The organism is Paenibacillus sp. CF384 (genome assembly GCF_900106745.1).
In the GTDB taxonomy this organism is placed as follows: domain Bacteria; phylum Bacillota; class Bacilli; order Paenibacillales; family Paenibacillaceae; genus Paenibacillus_Z.
On the sequence record NZ_FNNV01000003.1, the window covers coordinates 360,596 to 380,444 of the forward strand.

Sequence of the window (19,849 nt, forward strand, 5' to 3'; positions counted from 1 at the left end):
TGCACCAATAGTCGGATTACACCGCTCATGTTCTGTTACTTTATAGAAGCAGGAGGGAGGAACTCATGAATTTGCTGGCTGACATGAATCGTGCCATTGACTATTTGGAGGACAATCTGGCGGAGGAGATTGACTTCAAGGAAGTCTCAAGGTTGGCGATGTGCTCTGAATTTCATTTTAAACGGATGTTTTCATTCCTTGCAGGCGTGTCATTGTCTGAATACATTCGTCGCAGGCGCCTTACCCTTGCAGCATTCGAGCTGCAAAGCAGCAATGACACGAAAATCATCGATATTGCCGTGAAATATGGGTACAACTCGCCGGATGCATTCACAAGAGCGTTCCAGGGCTTGCACGGCCTAACTCCGACGGAAGCACGAAGCAAAGGTCAAACGTTACAAGCTTTTCCGAGAATGACGTTTCAATTAACGATTAAAGGAGGAGATAAAATGATTTTCCGTATCGAAGAGAAAGAAGCCTTCCGAATCGTAGGGATAATGAAAAGGGTCCCGATCATATTCCACGGCGTGAATCCGGAAATTGCGTCGATGGCGGGCAGTTTAACGGAAGAGAAAATTAAGAAGCTCAAGAGTCTGTCTAATATCTCGCCTCAGGGGATGCTTAGTGCTTCTACGAACTTCTCCGAAGGGCGTATGGAGGAGAAGGGCGAGCTCGATCACTATATCGGGGTTGCCACAACGCTCGAATGCCCGGACGATATGGAGAAGCTGGAAGTGGCGCCGACTACATGGGCCGTATTCGAATCAGTGGGACCGTTCCCGGATACGCTGCAAAATGTATGGGGACGAATCTACTCCGAATGGTTTCCGTCATCCAGCTACGAGCAAGCACAAGGTCCTGAGCTGGTATGGCACGAGAGTAAAGATATGACGTCACCGACCTATAGAAGTGAAATATGGATTCCGGTGCAGAAGAGACAATAAATTTAATCATGTCAAGGCGGATAGCAAACAAGCTATTCGCCTTTCTTGTTTTATTCATCCCAATCAAACGATGCAACTTTTGTCTGCGTGTTCACGTACTATGTGCATGTAAAAAAATAGAAATAAGGAGGTGGAGCAGTTGTATATTCCTAAATATTTTGAAGTGACGGATATTCCGGAGCTGGTCAAGTTTATCAAAGCGCATAGCTTCGGCACTTTATTCTCGCAGACGGACGGGGCACCTTATGCGACGCATTTGCCTTTTCTAATCGAGCAAGATGACAGCGGTCAGTATTACCTGCTTGGGCATATGGCCAAGACCAATCCACATTGGACTTACATAGATGGCCAAGTATTGGTTGTTTTTCAAGGCCCTCATACTTATATTTCTCCGACTTGGTACCAAGAAGAGAATACCGTTCCCACTTGGAATTATACAGCTGTTCATGTATACGGCGAATATATACCTGTAACTCTTCAAGATGAGCTTGCCGGAATTTTGAACCAAACGATCAGCACCTACGAAGCTTCCATGGAAACACCATGGACAACAGATATTCGTTCCTCATTTAATGAGCAGCTCATGAACATGATTGTGGGATTCAAGCTAAGAATCACAAGCTTCGAAGGGAAATGGAAATTAAGTCAGATTCATTCGACGGAACGAAGGACGAAAGTGATCCAAGGATTGAGAAAATCATCGGATGTAAACGCGAATCAAATCGCGGACATGATGGAGCAAAGGTTGTAAGTACTTAGCCACAACACTAGAAATGGAGCGTGGAGCTGTTGCAAAATCAATCGCGTGCTTTTGAAACCTCGGAAATCGCATCATGGTTTGGGCCTTATAACGTACAAGTACATGATAATCCTTATCCGTTCTACGACTATTTGCTCGAGCAAGAACCGGTTCGATATCTGGAATGGCACAATATGTGGGTGGTCTCCCGCTTCGAGGATGTCAACCGTGTTCTGAAGGATCCGCTGTTTGTCCGTGAGAATCGAAACGCGATGCCGCAGCATGAGCGAGAAGAGCAGCCGCCACAGTCGCAGAATACGCCATGGGAGCCGGTTAATAATCTGTTGGATAATTGGATGCTGCTTCGTGATGCACCGACACATACAAGATTGCGCGGGCTTGTCAGCCACTCCTTTACTCCACGGTCGATGGAGAGGCTGAAGCAGAATATCCGCTCCATTGCGGAGCATCTTGCCGAGCAGATGGCAGAAGAGGATCAGCCGGATCTCATTCAATCCTTCGCATTTCCATTGCCGGTTATCGTCATAGCCGAGATGCTTGGCGTACCACCGGAAGACCGGGAGATGTTCAAGGAATGGTCGCATATCTTCGCCAGAATACTCGAAGGCGGCGGTGATCAAACGCCTGATTTCGCAGAGCAAGCTGAACGAGCGGCCGTCGAAATTACAGCGTATTTCCGCAGCTTAATTGCGGAACGCAAGGTTTCCCCGCGAGAAGATATGATTAGCGATTTACTGGCGGCTAAAGAACAAGCAGATGCGCTTACCGAGCAGGAGCTTATCGCTACATGTGTGCTGCTGCTTGTAGCCGGTCATGAGACGACGGTAAATCTGATTGGAAATACAATGCTCGCGTTGTTGAACCATCCTGACCAATTTGCGCGTTTACTCGATAATCCCGGTCTTATTCCTTCCGCGGTTGAGGAAGGATTGCGCTATGAAAGTCCGGTGCAGATGACTTCACGCCTTGCCTCTGTCGATTACGAGCTTGGCGGGCAAACGATTCGTCAAGGTCAGGTGGTACAAGTGATGCTTGGCGCGGCAAACCGCGATCCTGCCCAGTTCACGAATCCGAATCAATTCGATATCGGGCGTGCGCCGAATCGACATTTGGCTTTTGCTTCAGGCGCTCATTTCTGCTTAGGGGCTCCGCTGGCTCGACTGGAAGGTGAAATTGCGCTTACTGCGCTTCTCAAGCACTTCCCGCAAATGCGCTTTTCAGATGCTGCACCGAATTGGCGTCATAATGTTCTGTTCCGCGGCATGGGAACGATGCATGTTCGCTGAGGTGACAACAGGCATTACTAATACAAGAGAAGAAAAATAATCCGAATCTGGGATAGAAGCTGCCCGGACTCCCCATTCTAAGTATAGCTGTTTATTTCCGCGCCGGAGGCGTTACACTTAGGGGGAGCCCAATTGCCATTAACATCCGAGCAGCGCATTACGCTGCATGGCTTTAACAACTTAACCAAGTCGTTAAGCTTCAATATGTACGATATCTGTTTTACCAAAACGAAAGAAGAGCGCGAAGCGTATATCGCTTACATAGACCAGCAATACAATGCGGATCGGCTGACCTCGATATTGAAGACGGTAGCCGAAATAATAGGTGCACATGTGCTGAATGTAGCTAAGCAGGATTACGAGCCGCAAGGGGCAAGCGTGACGATGCTCGTATCGGAAGGTCCGCTCGAGCAAGCGACGCATGAATCGTTCGAGGAATCGCCCGGACCGGTTCCGAATGGCGTTGCCATGCATCTGAATACGAGCCACATCACCGTGCATACGTATCCCGAATATCATCCGGATGAAGGAATCAGTACGTTCCGGGCCGATATAGACGTCTCCACCTGCGGAGAAATATCGCCGCTTAAAGCGCTGAACTATCTTATCCGCTCCTTTGATACCGATATTATGATCATCGACTACAGAGTGAGGGGTTTTACGCGCGATATCAATGGTTATAAGCTGTTTATCGACCATGAAATCAGCTCGATTCAAAGCTATATTCCGGCTGAAATTCAAGATTTGTACCAGATGATTGATGTGAATGTGTATCAGGAGAATATCTTTCACACGAAATGCAAGCTGCGGGAGTTTGACTTGAACAATTACTTGTTCGGATACACGAAAGACACGCTCAGCAAGGAAGAGCAGCTGGAGATTGAGAAGAGCGTAAAGTGGGAAATGGACGAAATTTTCTACGGGAAGAATATGGTGTTTGCATAATGCTTGCCAAATAAATTTATCGAGGCTTGTCACTCATGTGGCAGGCTTTTTTTGTACCTGTTAATCGCCAATTTTGGTGAAATGCGGGCTTGAGTACAAGCGATGAACGACGATGACCATCTACTAGTACTAGTGCAACTACGAAATGGTGAGATAGTAGACTGTGAGGATCTTGGGAACGGAGGGGCAAAAGTCATGCCAAATGGCAACTCGAAATCAGGCGACGTTTTCCTGGAAAGCTCGCTCCGCCGGCATTGTTCTTGTTCAGGCTCATCTATGCTGAGCTGCGACGGTCTCTCTAAAGGAGGAGGCGGGCAATGCTGCCCGGTTTGTCCGCCCGGAGCGACGGGAGCAACGGGAGCGACGGGAGCGACGGGTGCGACAGGAGCAACGGGGGCGACAGGGGCGACGGGAGCAACGGGGGCGACAGGAGCAACGGGAGCAACGGGGGCGACGGGAGCAACGGGAGCGACGGGTGCAACGGGTGCGACGGGAGCGACGGGGGCGACGGGAGCAACGGGAGCGACGGGGGCGACGGGTGCAACGGGTGCGACGGGAGCGACGGGTGCGACGGGGGCGACGGGGGCGACGGGAGTGACAGGGGCGACAGGAGCTACGGGAGCGACGGGGGCGACGGGAGCAACGGGAGCGACGGGAGCAACGGGAGCGACGGGAGTGACGGGAGCAACGGGTGCGACCGGGCCGAATTTTGCAGCGACAGGTTTTTCTGCGTTCTTAGCTACGCTTACTATTGCAGCAAGTACCCAGCTGACGAACTGGTCAGTTGCTAGTCCATATTACGGGAATGCGGCCTTTAATCCGGTAACGGGCAATTTTACGGTACCGGTAACAGGTAGATACGCGATCAAAGCAACGATCAACTATATAACAACCGCAGCTATTTCCGTTACACTAGGCGCCGGAATCAATCCGTTCTTTGCCGTGCAGCGTACCGCGCCATCAGCGACCAATTTAGTAAGCGGCCTACTACCCGTACTCAATGTGAATGTTGTGCTGCTGTTGACGTTAAGAGCTGTGCTTGGGAACGGGGAGATCACGTTGGCAGGTGATGTCGCACTAACAGCCGGCGATGTAGTGGGGTTATTTTACAATTCAGATGGTTTAACGATATCAATCAATATAGGAAGCGGGGCCACACGCGGCGTTGTTTGGTCGATGTTTGAGCTAACCTAAGCAAAGTGGAAATAAAATCCCATTAATAATGGCAACGCGTGAAGAGCAGGCATTTAATATCAGAAAGCAGCGTAATTTTAGTTTTCTGAAAGAGGGTGGAGGAAGCTGAAAAAGACATCATGTCGCAAGAAGCGACCTTCCTGCGTACCTAGAAAAAAAGGTGCACCCCATATGAAGTGTGGACACAAACACAGACGAATGTGTCGGTCTCACCCAACGCCGCTTTGTCCGCCAACAACAAACAACATCATACTTCCGCAGCCGCCTTATATTCATCCGCCGGATCCGCCGAAGAAGCACAAGGCATCTTATACGTTCGATAAGGAATGCTGCGGAAGTATTTTGCTTCAAGGGGAACAGTCCGAATTTCAACTATGGGAGCTGGATGTGTTATCCACGCAGACTTTAACGCAAATAAGCATCTTTATTAATGATAAAAGTACGCAAGCCTTGGAGATAGACGTTGTGGGGATCACCACGAAGCATATGATCGTCCCCCCTGGAAGCACCGTTAATTATATCGGGCAATCGGTAACAGCTGTTCGCGTCCCTTCACAAGGCAGCGATTCAACCTATATCGAGGGAAAATATGTAATATCCACTACGCTAACAATGCAAAGCTGACACAGGTTCCATCCATAAAAAAGAAGCGGCTCTCTACTGCGAGTAGAGAGCCGCCTTCATTTGGCTTAGAGGTTGTAACGAATGGTAATGCAAAATTCACCTTGCGCCGCCGCTGTTGCCGTTAAGTTGATCGTGTCGAAGCGGCCGACTGTGAAGGATGTGCTGCTTCCTGCAGGTACAATTATGGTTTGGATCGTTGCTGCATTGCGGATAAAGGTGACGGTGATCGGTCCCGTACTGGATTCGATTTTGACATAGCCCGTGCCGGTAATGATCTGAGATAGATTATCCGTATATACGGTTTGTGTACCGGCAGCCGTAAACTGCCAGTTCGTACACACTTTATCTTGCACCATGACTTTGTCAGAACAACAACTAAGTGCCGAATTACACATGATACGTCCCTCCTCTGGCAGGATTCTCTAAATGGCATAACGCGTGGTGATGCAGAATTCACCTTGATAAGTACCAGCGGACGCACCGGGTAATGTCAGTCGGATTGAACCGAAGCGGCGGTAAGTAAAAGCTAAACTCATGCCCGGAGAAAGGGTGATGGGAGTAACCATTGGAGCGCCAGCGCTGTTAAGTACATCGACAACGATGTCATCTGCGCCGACATCATATTGGATATAACCCGTTCCCACCAAATTTTGACTGATATTGTTTACGTAGACGATAAGCAGTACATCGGTTGCAACGACGGTACCGCTCCATGGCGTACATACTTTGTCTTGCACATATTCGTTATTCGTACAGCAGGTTAAAGCAGTAGCAGAGTTATCACATGCCATAGTTAGAGCCCTCCGATCCATATTTCTAACTAGTTAATGCATGTTTGCATCTGCTCGCTTGGACATTTGTCACAGCAACTTCTAAAATATGGTTTATAACACTTAAATTAGAAGGTATAAAAAAGACCCCTGATATCAGCATCTACATGCTTCAATCAGAGGTCTTCGCCCGATTAATTCATTACCGCAGACATATGAGCTTCCGTGATGGACCAATGCGAGGCAGTCCAATACTTCGCTTTATCCTTGATTAGAATCACTTGAGGGGATTCATGTTTAACTGAAATATCTTCAGCAATTTGGTTCGAGACCGGACGGGATTCGATGACCTTGACTAGAACAAAGTCCGTATCAGCCGAAGCCGCTTCGTTATTCTTTAAGTAATTCGTGAACTCCGTGTACGCATTTGCGCTAACCGGACATGTCGTACTGTGTTTGAATACGACCAAAGGACGAGAGCTGGATGCTTCAAATGCCGCATTCCATTCATCGAGGGATTGAATTTCTTTAAGATTAGACATACAGCAATCTCCTAACTGATTTGAAGTGATGGTACGAACGATAACTTCAATCTATAATACCATAACGAAATACCGAAATACTACTTGACCGGGTTCCGTTACTTCATTTGGAGCAGCATCGTCCATAGATCTGCTTGCTCATAGCCGAGGCGCCAAGCGGCAACGCCGGCTAAATCGTATTGTTTTGCAATGTTGACGCGTGCTTTCACGGTGTCGGCGGTTTCTGCCCAGAACACATGCGTATACCCATCTTGGCCCGCATAAGTGTATTTCCATTGTCCGGCAGCGGCATCAAACGTGCGAGTAGCGCCTTGTTCTGCAATGATGCGAGGCAGTTCGCTCATGAAGATGGCTTTGTTGTCCACCAGCTTGCCTGCTGCATCAACACGCCATTCTCGCACATAGAAGGGAATGCCGAGCATCAGCTTGCTGCGGGGGACACCATAGGCTAGAAATTGCTTCACGCCTTGCTCCACCCAAGCCAGCTCAGCAACGGACCCGGCTTCGTCGCTGCCCTTCCAGTGTTGGTCATAGGCCATAATTATGATCATATCCACGATTTCGGCAAGTGCACGCTGATCGTATGCGGTTTTGGCATCCCAGCTTACGTCGCCTCTAGGGAGATCGATCGATACCGTTAATCCGGCTTTGTGTGCAACGCTGGTAAACGAACGAACGAATGCCGTGTACAAGTCACGATCTTTTCCGGCCATCCCTTCAAAATCGATATTCACGCCATCGACATCAAGTGTCGTAAGCTTACTGACGAGGTTCGTGATGAACGTATTCATTGCTGTCGTATTCCGTAGAAACGCGCTTGTCAGCACCGCATCAAACTGATTGCTTACGAGCGGAGTCAGTTTGATGCCGGAGGCCTTCATCGATTGTACGAGTGCCGGATCCGAAGTATCCGTGAAGGTTCCATCTGCACTTGAAAGCTCAAACCAAGATGGCGAATCGATATCAAGTCCTTGCGTGTTGCTGACTTGATCCAGCACCGTAGATGTACGGGATGTACCGTTCCACCCCAGAAGCTGAAGCGACTTCTTATTGTTCCAGATCGCTCGGAGATCCGTTGTCATAACAGTGGATCCTGCGTAAGTATTGGCAAAATCCACTGCACCTTTACGCGTATGGAACGAACGCAGCTTCTGGTCGCCTTGATAAACAGCCAGATAAGGAACGTTGGTCCACCAAGTCAGACCGTTCTTTACGACGGACGCACCGGACAAGGATTTGGCATATTGAATCGCACTTTGAATGCTATGGTACGAGGCCACTACCGGACCGGATTGGACGACCGTGAACGTTGGAATATTGGTATGTACGATTAGACCTGTTGCATTATTCACGACACTGCTGCCAGGTACTTTATAGGAAGCGCGAATCGCATCCAACAAGAAACCGTAAGCAGGTGCGCTATCTTGAACGCTCTCCGTTACAATGCTGTACGTCAGCGGTGCTTTGCGCTGAGCGGCTTTCTGTGCATCCGTGAGGTTATCCCAAACCCACTGGTTGGATGCCAGATCCATAATATGAATGTTACCGAATGCTTTAGCGGCTTTCTTCGCTTCGGCAAGAGTCACGAACGACCAGTTTGCCAGCGTTTTATCGCCTTGATACATTTGATAGTTAGGATAATTGCTCTGAATGAATCCGGGTTTCTCCAAGTCGCGGATTTGTGCGAAACGGACTTTGCTTGCAAAACGCTGGGCTTCAGCCAACGTACGGAATTCCCGTCCGTTTGAACTTACGCCGTTCTCATACACTTTAAACTTCGGAAGGTTGTCCCAAACCCATTCGCGGTTCGCGATCTTCTCCACATGCGTGTACGTAAATTGCTTCGCGTATGCAACAGCACTGCTCTCGGCAGCAAATTCCTTCATAGCGGCATCGTTGTGGTAGACACGAAATTTAGTCGTATTGTCTGCGGATGCAACAGCAGCATCACTATTGGTCGTTGATATCGTCGACAAAATAGCTTGAACAACCAATACAGCCGCGATAATAAACGTCCATTTGTTACGAATAACCATCTCCTGATATAACACTCCTCTCTGAATCTACTCTATTAGACGTAGAATAGGGGAGGAGGTTGCGAAGAAAATGACATTTTCCGATATTTACAAGCAAAAAACGGGATCGGCGCATCCGCGCCAATCCCGCTTCGAGTTAGTCCTCAATATCTGCCCAAAACTCTTCATCCGCATCCAGTGTAATCTGGGAACGGAATTTCCGCAGCTGATATTGCTTTAACAAATATTGCTCTATGGCTTCCAGCAAATTCGCTTCCACCAAGTATTGACTGCGACCTTGAACCCAAACTTCCGCCGTGTACCCGTATTCCTCGTCCCATGACAGCTGTGCTTCAACATCCGTCGGAGAGACGCCTCTACGATCTGCCATATGGAGGCAGATAGCGTTTATGATCTCATCCGTATAAATTCTCATAACTTAGTAGGGTCTCCGTTGATCGGGATGCGCCGGCTTGCGACGATTCTTGAAGTAATGGAATATACCCCGAATCGCGACAATGACAATATAGATTGCAATCACATTAATGATTAATCCGAACATGTCGCCGAGGAATCCGAGATTGCCGAACATGCCGCCGAACAATAGACCTGCAAGTCCACCGATCATAAGCCCTTTCATAAAGCTGCCGCCGCTGAAGAAACCGCGTTTGCCTGTTGTTGCTGCCCCTGATTTTGTAGATCCGCTTGTCCCGCTTGTGCTTTTCGTTACATTGTCAGCAGGCTTGGATGGGGTTGACGTGTAGCTCTTCTTCGGTGAAGAAATTTTGCCTCTCGGCTTAGCATCAACCGCTCCTGCGCTGAACGCGAAAAAAAGCGCGAAAGCCATCAGCAATAATAAACCCTTTTTCATCTGTAAGTCTCCTCCTGATATGCTGCAAGAACAGCTGATATTGCCAATCAGTACAATTACGTCTAATATAATCAAAGGTTTCAGTTTTCATTCTCTTTTTACGAATGATTTTACGGAAATGGGGGATAAGGGTGCAATCGAAGCAATTTCCGGCGGCTTATGAGTCGTTTTTGGTCGAGTTTCATGCAACGCGGGATTATTTTGAATGCCATGAGTTGCTCGAAGAATATTGGAAGGCGCATCCCGGCGACCCGCTCGGTCCGATCTGGGTAGGGCTCATTCAGATTGCAGTCGGCTCCTATCATCATAGACGGCACAACGATCGAGGAGCGCTCAAGATGCTGCGTCAAGCCGAGCAGCGGCTTAACGCACAGCAATTGAATGAAGTGGGACTTCATGGCGTGCGGGTAATGGAAATGATCGCGGAGAGAATCGATGCCATTGAAGGGTCAATGCCATTTGTAGACTTGAATTTGCCGATCGTTGAACCGGAGTTGTACGCAAGATGTGTGATGGCAGCGGAGCGGGAAGGGTATGTATGGGGGGCGCCAAGCCGTATGGATGAAGCGCTCATTAACCGGCATACGCTTCGCGACCGAAGCGACGTCATCGCGGCGCGTGCTGCTGCGGCGAAAGAGAAGAAACGGTAGGCTGCTCATAGAAAAAAGCTTAGCGATCAAGTTCTGCGCAGTGTGCGGCAGACTTGGCAGCTAAGCTTTATTTGGTGTAAGGATGAACGATTCAACTATTCGGCTTCGGCAGCAGTCTCATAGCCGTTAACAACCAGATCCAACTTCCCGGTCTCCGGATGAATAATCAAGCCATGCACCGGCGTTTGAGCCGGCAGTAAAGGATGATTCTTAATGATGCCAACGCTGCGCTCGACACTATCTTGCACGTTATCGAAGCCGGTCAGCCAGCGTTCCAAGTGCATGCCCGAGTTGCGAAGCGTGCGGATGGTTTCTTCAGAAACACCGCCCTCAAGCATATGCGAAATGACCACTTCGGGGTTGAGACCTGTCATCCCGCATTCGTGATGTCCAATTACAACGACCTCATCAGCGCCCAGTTCATATACGGCAACCAGAATACTCCGCATAATGTTGCCGAATGGCTGCGTCACAATGGCACCGGCGTTCTTAATAATCTTCGCATCGCCATTACGCAAATTAAGCGCCTTCGGCAGCATCTCGGTAAGTCTGGTGTCCATGCACGTTACGATGACCATCTTCTTCTGTGGGAATTTATCGGTCAAATATTTCTCATACTCACCATTGGCAACAAATTGTTCATTAAAGGCTAGAATGTCATTGATTCTACTCATTCGTTTCCCTCCATCCAATTATAAGAACAAGGCTTTCTCTATTTGGTAAATCGTCTTACACTTTCATGAACCGCATGTTGGCGGTATAAATCTGGCTGTCGCTCTTTAAGCTGAACGAATGGCGCGCTTCATTATAGTCAATTGTAAGGTTAGGCTCGAAGAACACCTCGTAACGAGGCTCGTACCATACGGAATAGGGAGTTCCGCTGCCCAATTGATCGTCCGAATGGGCTTGCTCTAGAAGCTGCAAGGTCGGTACGCCGCTGACGACGCAGCCGCAGCCTTCCGTATCGTACAGCAGCTTAAGATGCTTGCTGCCGCCCTGCATATAAGGAGACAATTGCTCGATTGCTGATGATGTAAATGAAAATTGCATGTCAAAGCTCCTTTCGTAGAGGTTGCGTGCAAAGCCAGGATTAGGTTGATTATACGGTTTGCAAAAAGTATGATCAAGTAGTAGCGGGTAAACGTTATGGAAAGGTGATGACAGTTTGATGACAAATAGCACGCAAGTATTAGAATTGTTTGTAGAACGGATCGGTCTAATCAAAAGTTACGAGGAGTCAATTGCCCTGCTCTCGTGGGATTTACGTACAGGCGCGCCGCGTAAAGGAATGGATGTTCGTTCGCAATCGATCGGTAATTTGTCCGGACAGATGTTCAAGCTGGCTACCGCCCCTGAGCTCGGCGAATGGCTGACAGCACTGGAAGAGCCAAGCGCTTACGAAGGGTTGAACGAGGTTCATCAGCGCCTTGTGACCGAAACGCGCAAGGAATATGATCGCAGCGTGAAGATTCCGCCTAAGATGTATCAAGATTATGTGGTGCTGACTTCGCAGGCGGAAACCTTCTGGGAAGAAGCCAAAGCCAACAACGACTACGCGTCGTTCGAACCCTATCTGGATAAGATCATTACATACACGAATCAATTCATCGACCTGTGGGGCGTAAAAGGTACAAGGTATGATACGCTGCTGGATATGTATGAGCCGGGAATGACCACGGAGGAGCTGGACCGCGTGTTCGGAGGACTTCGTGAGAAGCTGGTTCCATTATCTGCTGCAATCGCCGCATCGCCGCATCAGCCGGAAACAGGTTTCTTGAAGCAGACGTACGCGAAGGATTCGCAGAAGAAATTCAGCAAATTTATTTTGGATCAAATGGGCTTTGATTTCAACGGCGGCAGACTGGACGAAAGCGCGCATCCATTCGCAACCGGGCTTAATCCAGGCGACGTTCGAATTACGACGCGTTATCTCAAAGACGATGTGACCAGCGCGTTGTTCGGCACCATCCATGAAGGCGGCCATGCCTTATATGAACAAAATATTCGGCAAGACCTGATCGGTACGACGCTCTGCACAGGCACGTCGATGGGCATCCACGAATCCCAATCCCGCTTCTGGGAAAATGTGATCGGCCGCAGCTTAAACTTCTGGAGCCGCTATTACGGTGACTTGCAGGAGCACTTCCCGAATCAGCTTGACGTGCCGATGGAAGATTTCTACCGCGCAACGAATGTCGTGAAGCCGTCTCTTATTCGGATTGAAGCGGATGAACTGACCTACAACCTGCATATTATCATTCGTTATGAGATGGAGAAGTTGATCTTTAATGAAGGCGTGAAAGCATCCGAGCTTCCTAAATTATGGAATGAGAAATATAAAGAATACCTGGGCATTGAACCGCCAACGGATGCAGAAGGTGTTCTACAGGATGTTCACTGGTCCGGCGGAGCATTCGGTTATTTCCCATCCTATTCCCTTGGCAACATGTATGCCGCTCAAATGACGGAAACATTGGAGCGCGAAATGCCGGACTTCTGGGAGAATGTCGAGAAAGGCAATTTGCATCCGATTAAAGAGTGGCTCACCGATAAAGTGTATCAGTATGGCAAGCTGAGAACACCTTCTGAGCTGATCAACGATATAACAGGTAAGCCGCTTGATCCGGATTACTTGGTTCGTTATTTGGAGAAGAAGTACACTGCTATCTATAAACTGTAGGATAAAGGTCGCCGCTTGCGAGAAATCGCATGCGGCGTTTTTTGTATGTCTTGCAGCACTATTGCGGATCGGAGGCTTCTCTGGCCATGAGCTGCTCTAATTTCCTCTCGGTCATGGAGTCCGGTGCCGGGGTATAGATGCTGCAGCGCAAATCCGTTTCGCCGTGAACCTGTAGGGAAGTTAGCTGGAATAGCATCTTGCCTGCCTTAGCATGACGGAATTCAATCAGTACCTCCGGAGCGGCACTGACTTGGCTTTGTTCCCATAACGCGGCAAAGTCGGACTGTGTCTGCTTCATTCGGCTGAGGAAATGCTCATACCATTCATCGTCCACGTACTGCCCATAGTAAGCTCGAAAAATTGCAAGAAAGCCGCTGACGAAATGCTCCCAATTCCCTGCCAGCCTTCTGAATTCCTGACGTTCGAACAGCAGGGCAATCATATTGCGTTCGGAGGGAGGAAGCTGTTCGAAGTTCATAAAGACATGGGAGGCTGCCTCGTTCCACCCGACGATCTGACAATGCCGATCCGAGATAATGGTAGGGCAGCTGCGAAGCTCCTGCAGGATGCGGCGCAGCGAGGGGCTGATTTGGACCGTTTCCTCGAGCACGCTGCTTAGCCCTGTTCCGCTCTCGAGAGCCAAGGCATATAAATATTTTCGTTCATCGGAAGTTAGACGCAGTGCCGTTGATATAGCGTCTAGCACAGACATAGACACCTTAATATCGCGGCCTTGCTCAAGCCACGTGTACCAGGTATGACTAACTCCCGCGAGCTGCGCGACTTCTTCTCTTCGTAGACCCGGCGTCCTTCTGCGTCCCCCTGCGGGTAATCCGACCGCTTCCGGAGTTAGCGCAGTTCGCTTCGATTTGAGGAATGTCGATAACGCTTGTAGTCGGGAACGATGGTTCAATATTTTCGCACCTCCTTCTAAGACCTGATGCTAATAGTATGGTGTTAATTATACTAGGATAAACGACAACTTGTAATAGGATAATGAGTATGACAACATAGCATCACAAGAGAATTTGAAGGAGGTCGTTGTACGATGGAACGTGTAGTTGTAACCGGAATGGGAATCATTTCACCGCTGGGTTCTGATATCGATACCTATTGGGAGGCTTTGAAGCAAGGGAAGTCCGGCATAAAGCCGATCGATCGGTTTGATGTTACGCGCCATAAAGCGAAGATTGCCGGTACCGTGGTGGATTTTGATGCGGAGGAACTGTTCGGTCGCAAGGAAGCAAGGCGCATGGATCGCTTCTGTCAGTTCGCTCTGGCAGCTGCAGATCAGGCGTGGGTGGATGCCGGACTGCAGAAGGATGAGGTTGATGCGGAACGCATCGGCGTCTATGTGGGTTCCGGAATTGGCGGCATCGAAACCTTGCTTCAGCAGGATGCCGTACTGCATGAACGCGGCCCGGAACGCGTGAGCCCGACGCTTGTGCCGATGATGATATCGAACATGGCAGCGGCCATGATCAGTATCCGTTATGGGACACATGGTCCGACGCTATCGCCGGTAACCGCCTGTTCCATAGGCAACACGGCGATCGGCGAAGCGTTTAGGCTGATCAGAAGCGGGGCTGCGGATATTGTAATTGCCGGTGGCGCAGAAGCGGCTATTACGGAAATTTCATTAGCCAGCTTCGGCAATGCGACATCGTTGTCTACGCGAAACGATGAGCCGGACAAGGCAAGCCGCCCGTTCGATCAAGCACGTGACGGCTTCGTAATGGCAGAAGGCGCAGGGATTGTGATTTTGGAATCGGAATTCCATGCGAAGAAGCGAAATGCCCGTATTCATGCGGAGATTATCGGTTATGGAGCAAGCTCGGATGCGTATCATATGGTAGCGACCCATCCCGAAGGGTACGGTCCTTATCTGGCCATGAAGGCAGCGCTTCGCGAGGCTGCTATCAATCCTGATCAGGTAGATGTCATTTTTGCGCATGCAACAAGCACGCACATTGGCGATTTGTCGGAGACGATAGCCATCAAGCGGGTCTTTGGTGACAAAGCCGGCCGCATTCCGATTTCAGCGATCAAATCGATGACAGGTCATATGCTTGGCGCTGCAGGGGGCGCGCAAGCGATTGCCTTGATGAAGAGTATTCAGGAAGGCATTATTCCTCCGACGATCAACCAAGAGCAATCAGATCCGGAATGCGATCTGGATTATGTACCGAATCATGCAAGGCAGGCTGAACTGCAAATTGGCGTCAGCAACTCGTTTGGTTTTGGCGGACATAATGCCGTTGTTGTATTCAAAGCGTATAGTTGACTCGCCTCTTAAGAGAGGGGTACGATAGTGTCAAAATAAGATCAACAGCTATCGGCTAAGGAGCAACTATGGGAATTCGCGTTATCAAAACGGCTATAGCGGCGCTTGCCGCACTGTATACGGCACACTATCTGGGGCTGGACCCGCCGCTGTCTGCGGGCTTGCTCGCCATTCTCGGCGTAGAAGTGACCAGAATGAAAGGGCTGCGAAGCGCTTTTGACCGATTCATGGCTTCTGTGCTCGGATTGTTCTTTGCTTCATTATTATTTATGCTGCTCGGGTTTCACCTCTGGACGATCTCGCTCTTCGTGCTGTTGGCTTTCCCGATCTTGTCACGGTTTCACCTCAAAGACGGTATCGTAACGAGTGCGGTCATTGTCTTCCACGTCTATGCGAAGGAAGAAGTTACGACCGCATTGATCGGCAACGAAATCATGCTGCTGCTAACGGGCTTGGGCTGGGCAACTGTCATTAATTTTCTCTACATGCCCAAAGAGGAGCATAAACTGGTAGAGCTTCGGCATGTGACGGAGGAGAAGTTCGGACGGATTTTTAGTACCATGGCTGCGACGCTTCGAACGCCGTCCCTAGTTTGGAATGGGGAAGAGCTGCTCGAAGCGGGGCAGGCGATTGAGGAAGGAATCAGGCGTTCGGAGATCGCCCGCGAGAATCGGGTATGGGGACAAGGAAGTGCATACAGCCGCTATTGGCCGAATTATTTTGACATGCGTCAGCAGCAGCTCGACTCCATCAGTTTGATGTTAACGCAATTGGCGTTGGTCTATGAATCTTTGCCGCAGGGCGAGCTGGTTGCGGAGCTGTTCGAGCATTTGGCGGACGATGTGAAATCCGAGGTGTACGAGGGAAAAGTCGATGACATGCGTTTGAAGCTGGAATCTCGTTTCCCTACAATGCCGCTTCCTGTAACCCGAGATGAATTCGAAATGCGTGCGGCGCTATTGCATGTGGTGCATGAGCTCCGGCGCTATCTCTCCATTGCCAAACGTCTCAAAAAACAGAAAAACAGCCTGATGGCTGCCGCACGAGAAGCAAACGATTAATGGAATTCTGCTAATAATATGAATTAGCCTATAAAATTTGTACATGTCAAAAAGAAATAGTCACCCTAGACGAATGTCCTGCATACACTTTAATTGAATGATTGTATGGAGGAGGTTAGATCGATGGCTTATGCAGATAAACAGCTTAAGGCTAGAGAAATTATTACCAAAGCTGTCTGCGGCAAAGGTCGTAAGTTTTCCACAGTAACTCATAACGTTACGCCGCCTCATCACCCAACTAGCATCTTGGGCGCTTGGATTATTAATCACCAATATGAGGCGGTCCGTTCCGGAGACGGGATCGAAGTTATCGGTACTTACGATGTCAACATCTGGTATTCTTACAACAAAAACTCGCAGACTGACGTAGCGAAAGAAACATTATCCTACGTCGAGCATGTGCCGCTCTCCTATCTCGATCCGAAGCACCGGGCTTCGACCGAGGAAGTATCTGCGGAGTCGACGCAAGAGCCTAATTGTATCGAAGCTAACATTTCGTCCAGCGGGAACAGCGTCGTTATTCGCGTGGAGCGCGAGTTCGCGGTCGTTCTGGTAGCTGAAACGAAGGTGTGGGTAGCTACTTTGCCGGGTGGTTCGGATGACGGCAAAGATTACGATTACGGCGATGATGGTGACTTTGAAGATTTGGATCCGGAGCTGCTCGACGACGAACTGTAATTTTCGCGGGTTACAGTTAGGTTAGTGTATCGTATGCAGGAGCGGGGAAAGATTCGAGGGCGAGAGCCCTCTTTTTTTTCGATAAATTGGGGAATACGCGTAGTTATCGCAAAAGAGAGCGATCGGAGTTGGCGGCGATGGCTGGCAGGGTATGGTTGAGCAGTGGTAAGGAATGGGTACCTTTCGGCGGTGAGTTGGAAAGGACAGGTTGGGATGGCGGACCGGACGCTGGGGACGCCGTCCTTGTGGGGCGAAATGGCATAGGCTTGGCTGACGGATGGCGCGAATTGGCCAAGCCACCGCTTGTCATCAATGCCGGTGCTGCGGCTTTCTCGGCCTGGGACGAGGAGGAGGTGCGAAGGCGGCTCGTTCGTGCAGGCGCTGCAACGTGGCCGGAGGAGCTGGGCGAGAATCGAGTCGCGAGTTATGAGGTGGCGTTGTTCCAGCTCCTCCCTATCGCGGTGGAGCGGAAGCGAGTTGGCGGTCAGGCTGAGGTGATGCCAGGTCCACCGAACAAGAAGATCCTACCGGAGGACTCACGATACAAACCTTTCGTTCGATTAGCCGTTCGTGCTCTATATGCTTGCGGCTTGGATAATGGCATCGTCGAGCTTGCTGAGGGGGAGCAGGGGCGGTGTTTTGTCGCACGAATTACGCTTCCGTCGTTGGCTGACTATCGGCAAGGACATTGGAAGGAAGCGGTGCTGCGGCTGCAGGCTGAACTTGGAGTGGGAGAGAGCTCGGGTACAGGTGGAGCTTGGGCTGGAGCTGGAGCAGGGGCGACTGCTTCATCATCCATTCTCATTGGGGCTGACCCGGAATTTCTGCTGATTGATGCGGAGGGCAGGGTGGTTTCGGCGGCCCGCTACCTGGAAGGCGGGCATGGAGCGGGCTGCGATGCCGTCGTGGTGCGAGGGCAGATTCGATATCCAATCGCCGAGCTTCGGCCGGCGCCGGCAGCTATGCCGGATGAGCTTGCGCGGAACATCCGCAAGCTGCTGCAGCAAGCTTCGCAGCGTATACCGAGCGAGCCGGCGCTGCGCTGGGCGGCAGGAGGCATGCCTGCCGCGGGCTTTGCGCTAGGCGGACACATCCACCTAAGCGGTGTTTCCTTGACGGGGAGGCTCATGCGGATGCTGGATAGCTACGTAGCATTCCCGCTTGCCATGATCGAGACCGCCTCGGAGCAATCGCGCCGTCCGAAGTACGGCTTCCTTGGCGACTTCCGGTTGCAACCGCATGGCGGCTTCGAGTATCGGACGCTGCCCAGCTGGCTCGTATCGCCGCTGGCAGCGAAGGCGGCTTTTGCCTTGGCGCTGCTTTGCGCGCGTGAAGCCAACTCGCTTAGCTACTGTCCCGCGGAAGAGGATCGGTACGTTGCTGCTTATTACGCCGGTGATAGCGAGGTGCTGCGCGGATGCATGGAGCAATTGGCCTTGTCTATGCGAACGACGAGCTCCTATCGAGAGCTGGAGCCATGGATCGAACCGCTGCTCGTTGTGATTCGAGAGGGAAAGAAGTGGGACACGACGGTTGATCTGCGCACGAAATGGCGGATATCCGTGGGTGGAGGGGAAGACAGACGGCCGATCATGCAGATGAACGGCTCGGTGCGGGCGGTTGAGTAACCGTGATGTCTTGGAAGAGTAGCTCGAAGTACAAGAAGCGGCTCCAGAGGTCTGCATGGAGGGAAATGCAGCGAATTTCGTGCAAGAAGCGGCTGCAGAGGTCTACATGGAAGGAAATGTAGCGAAATTCGTACAAGAAGCGGCTTCAGAGGTCTACATGAATGGGAATGCAGCGAATTTCGTGCAAGAAGCGGCTCCAGAAGTCTACATGAATGGGAATGCAGCGAATTTCGAGCACTAAGCGGCTCCAGAGGTCTACATGGTAACCAATTTAGCAAATGCCAGCCTGGTAGGATAGTAACAGGGCGAAACAATGGTGGGAGAGCGCCATATGAAGCAGGTACGGCATAGTTAGTTAGAGAGTGGGCTTTGGAGTAACGTTTGCTTGGTGTGAGAGGACAAAGAGGTACGAGGTACCGCTCATGAACTGCAAATGGTGAAATGAAGTCAAAGAGAGGTATGAGGTACCGTTCTTAGCCAGCAAATGGATGATTGAGGACAAAGAGCGGTACGTAGTACCGCTCTTCAGCTCAGCCTCAGGCGGCGAGCACGTACAGCTCGACCCTGGGAAGCAACACAATCCCGCGAAATGCGCGCCAGCGGCGGGTGTGTGGCTCTGGGAGCAACACAATGCCGCGAAAAGTTCGCCATCGGCGGATGTGTAGCTCTAGGAGCAACACAATGCCGCGAAAAGCGTGCCAGCGGCGGATGTGTAGCTCTGGGAGCAACACAATTCCGCGAAATGCGCGTCAGCGGCGGATGTGTAGCTCTGGGAGCAACACATTCCCGCAACGGTTCGACTAAGGCGCTCCATTCGGAGCGCTCAGGCTGTCGAGAAAGTCTCGACAGCCTTTGTTATATCCTCATAATTTAACACGACACCGCGTTAATATAGTATAATATAAGTAACAAATAAC

General features: G+C 50.3%; 22 protein-coding genes. 13 read left to right on the forward strand and 9 right to left on the reverse strand.

Annotated features, from left to right (window positions below; translation table 11 throughout):
- Positions 1-65 precede the first annotated feature (65 nt).
- From BLW29_RS09050 to BLW29_RS09075, 6 genes are all read left to right on the forward strand, one after another.
- Entirely contained in the window at positions 66-944 is an 879-nt protein-coding gene (locus BLW29_RS09050) for an AraC family transcriptional regulator (protein ID WP_090978387.1), read from the forward strand.
- A gap of 139 nt (positions 945-1,083) precedes the next feature.
- On the forward strand, positions 1,084-1,695 hold the full coding sequence (locus BLW29_RS09055) for an FMN-binding negative transcriptional regulator (protein WP_090978389.1): 612 nt from the start codon (positions 1,084-1,086) through the stop codon (positions 1,693-1,695).
- 38 nt (positions 1,696-1,733) lie between these two features.
- The gene (locus tag BLW29_RS09060; RefSeq protein ID WP_090978391.1) at positions 1,734-2,990 is read left to right on the forward strand and encodes a cytochrome P450; all 1,257 of its coding nucleotides are present in this window, start codon (positions 1,734-1,736) and stop codon (positions 2,988-2,990) included.
- Positions 2,991-3,122: 132 nt separating this feature from the next.
- Positions 3,123-3,935: an adenosylmethionine decarboxylase gene (speD, locus tag BLW29_RS09065; protein WP_090978393.1), complete on the forward strand. Its 813-nt coding sequence runs from the start codon at positions 3,123-3,125 to the stop codon at positions 3,933-3,935.
- Between the two features lie 195 nt (positions 3,936-4,130).
- Positions 4,131-5,129: a collagen-like protein gene (locus tag BLW29_RS09070; protein ID WP_256208465.1), complete on the forward strand. Its 999-nt coding sequence runs from the start codon at positions 4,131-4,133 to the stop codon at positions 5,127-5,129.
- Positions 5,130-5,300: 171 nt separating this feature from the next.
- Positions 5,301-5,753 carry an S-Ena type endospore appendage gene (locus BLW29_RS09075; RefSeq protein WP_143044369.1) on the forward strand — a complete coding sequence of 151 codons (453 nt, stop codon included), beginning with the start codon at positions 5,301-5,303 and terminating at the stop codon, positions 5,751-5,753.
- Positions 5,754-5,818: 65 nt separating this feature from the next.
- On the opposite strand, the gene BLW29_RS09080 is transcribed toward BLW29_RS09075, so the two are convergent.
- From BLW29_RS09080 to BLW29_RS09105, 6 genes are all read right to left on the reverse strand, one after another.
- The gene (locus tag BLW29_RS09080) at positions 5,819-6,148 is read right to left on the reverse strand and encodes a DUF3992 domain-containing protein (protein ID WP_090978397.1); all 330 of its coding nucleotides are present in this window, start codon (positions 6,146-6,148) and stop codon (positions 5,819-5,821) included.
- A gap of 27 nt (positions 6,149-6,175) precedes the next feature.
- Positions 6,176-6,544: a DUF3992 domain-containing protein gene (locus BLW29_RS09085; protein ID WP_090978399.1), complete on the reverse strand. Its 369-nt coding sequence runs from the start codon at positions 6,542-6,544 to the stop codon at positions 6,176-6,178.
- A gap of 173 nt (positions 6,545-6,717) precedes the next feature.
- Entirely contained in the window at positions 6,718-7,065 is a 348-nt protein-coding gene (gene ytxJ, locus BLW29_RS09090) for a bacillithiol system redox-active protein YtxJ (protein ID WP_090978401.1), read from the reverse strand.
- A gap of 98 nt (positions 7,066-7,163) precedes the next feature.
- The gene (locus BLW29_RS09095; RefSeq protein WP_090978403.1) at positions 7,164-9,101 is read right to left on the reverse strand and encodes a glycosyl hydrolase family 18 protein; all 1,938 of its coding nucleotides are present in this window, start codon (positions 9,099-9,101) and stop codon (positions 7,164-7,166) included.
- A 136-nt stretch (positions 9,102-9,237) separates the two neighbouring features.
- Positions 9,238-9,516, reverse strand: a complete 279-nt coding sequence (locus BLW29_RS09100) for a YxcD family protein (protein ID WP_090978405.1) — start codon at positions 9,514-9,516, stop codon at positions 9,238-9,240.
- Between the two features lie 3 nt (positions 9,517-9,519).
- Positions 9,520-9,951: a hypothetical protein gene (locus BLW29_RS09105; protein WP_090978407.1), complete on the reverse strand. Its 432-nt coding sequence runs from the start codon at positions 9,949-9,951 to the stop codon at positions 9,520-9,522.
- Positions 9,952-10,082: 131 nt separating this feature from the next.
- Between BLW29_RS09105 and BLW29_RS09110 the strand changes: the two genes are divergently transcribed.
- The gene (locus BLW29_RS09110) at positions 10,083-10,601 is read left to right on the forward strand and encodes a DUF309 domain-containing protein (RefSeq protein WP_177186549.1); all 519 of its coding nucleotides are present in this window, start codon (positions 10,083-10,085) and stop codon (positions 10,599-10,601) included.
- A gap of 95 nt (positions 10,602-10,696) precedes the next feature.
- Here the strand turns inward: BLW29_RS09110 and BLW29_RS09115 are convergent, their stop codons facing one another.
- Positions 10,697-11,275: a beta-class carbonic anhydrase gene (locus BLW29_RS09115; protein WP_090978410.1), complete on the reverse strand. Its 579-nt coding sequence runs from the start codon at positions 11,273-11,275 to the stop codon at positions 10,697-10,699.
- Between the two features lie 55 nt (positions 11,276-11,330).
- Positions 11,331-11,651 (reverse strand): iron-sulfur cluster biosynthesis family protein, encoded by a 321-nt coding sequence (locus BLW29_RS09120; RefSeq protein WP_090978412.1) that lies wholly within the window; start codon positions 11,649-11,651, stop codon positions 11,331-11,333.
- Between the two features lie 118 nt (positions 11,652-11,769).
- On the opposite strand from BLW29_RS09120, the gene BLW29_RS09125 reads away from it, so the two are divergent.
- Positions 11,770-13,281: a carboxypeptidase M32 gene (locus BLW29_RS09125; protein ID WP_090978414.1), complete on the forward strand. Its 1,512-nt coding sequence runs from the start codon at positions 11,770-11,772 to the stop codon at positions 13,279-13,281.
- A gap of 58 nt (positions 13,282-13,339) precedes the next feature.
- Here BLW29_RS09125 and BLW29_RS09130 read toward each other — a convergent pair whose 3' ends face one another.
- A complete protein-coding gene (locus tag BLW29_RS09130; protein WP_090978416.1) occupies positions 13,340-14,194 on the reverse strand; it encodes a helix-turn-helix transcriptional regulator in 855 nt (284 codons plus the stop codon).
- A 135-nt stretch (positions 14,195-14,329) separates the two neighbouring features.
- Between BLW29_RS09130 and fabF the strand changes: the two genes are divergently transcribed.
- The 5 genes from fabF to BLW29_RS09155 all read left to right on the forward strand — a co-directional run bounded on the left by fabF (position 14,330) and on the right by BLW29_RS09155 (position 19,173).
- Positions 14,330-15,565, forward strand: coding sequence for a beta-ketoacyl-ACP synthase II (fabF, locus tag BLW29_RS09135; RefSeq protein ID WP_090978418.1), 1,236 nt, complete (start codon positions 14,330-14,332; stop codon positions 15,563-15,565).
- A gap of 68 nt (positions 15,566-15,633) precedes the next feature.
- Positions 15,634-16,626: an aromatic acid exporter family protein gene (locus BLW29_RS09140; protein ID WP_090978420.1), complete on the forward strand. Its 993-nt coding sequence runs from the start codon at positions 15,634-15,636 to the stop codon at positions 16,624-16,626.
- A gap of 123 nt (positions 16,627-16,749) precedes the next feature.
- Positions 16,750-17,304 (forward strand): outer spore coat protein CotE, encoded by a 555-nt coding sequence (locus tag BLW29_RS09145; protein WP_090978422.1) that lies wholly within the window; start codon positions 16,750-16,752, stop codon positions 17,302-17,304.
- Positions 17,305-17,441: 137 nt separating this feature from the next.
- Complete coding sequence (locus BLW29_RS09150) at positions 17,442-18,932, forward strand: putative amidoligase domain-containing protein (RefSeq protein WP_090978424.1); 1,491 nt, start codon at positions 17,442-17,444, stop codon at positions 18,930-18,932.
- Between the two features lie 55 nt (positions 18,933-18,987).
- A complete protein-coding gene (locus tag BLW29_RS09155; protein WP_090978426.1) occupies positions 18,988-19,173 on the forward strand; it encodes a hypothetical protein in 186 nt (61 codons plus the stop codon).
- Positions 19,174-19,849: the final 676 nt, after the last annotated feature.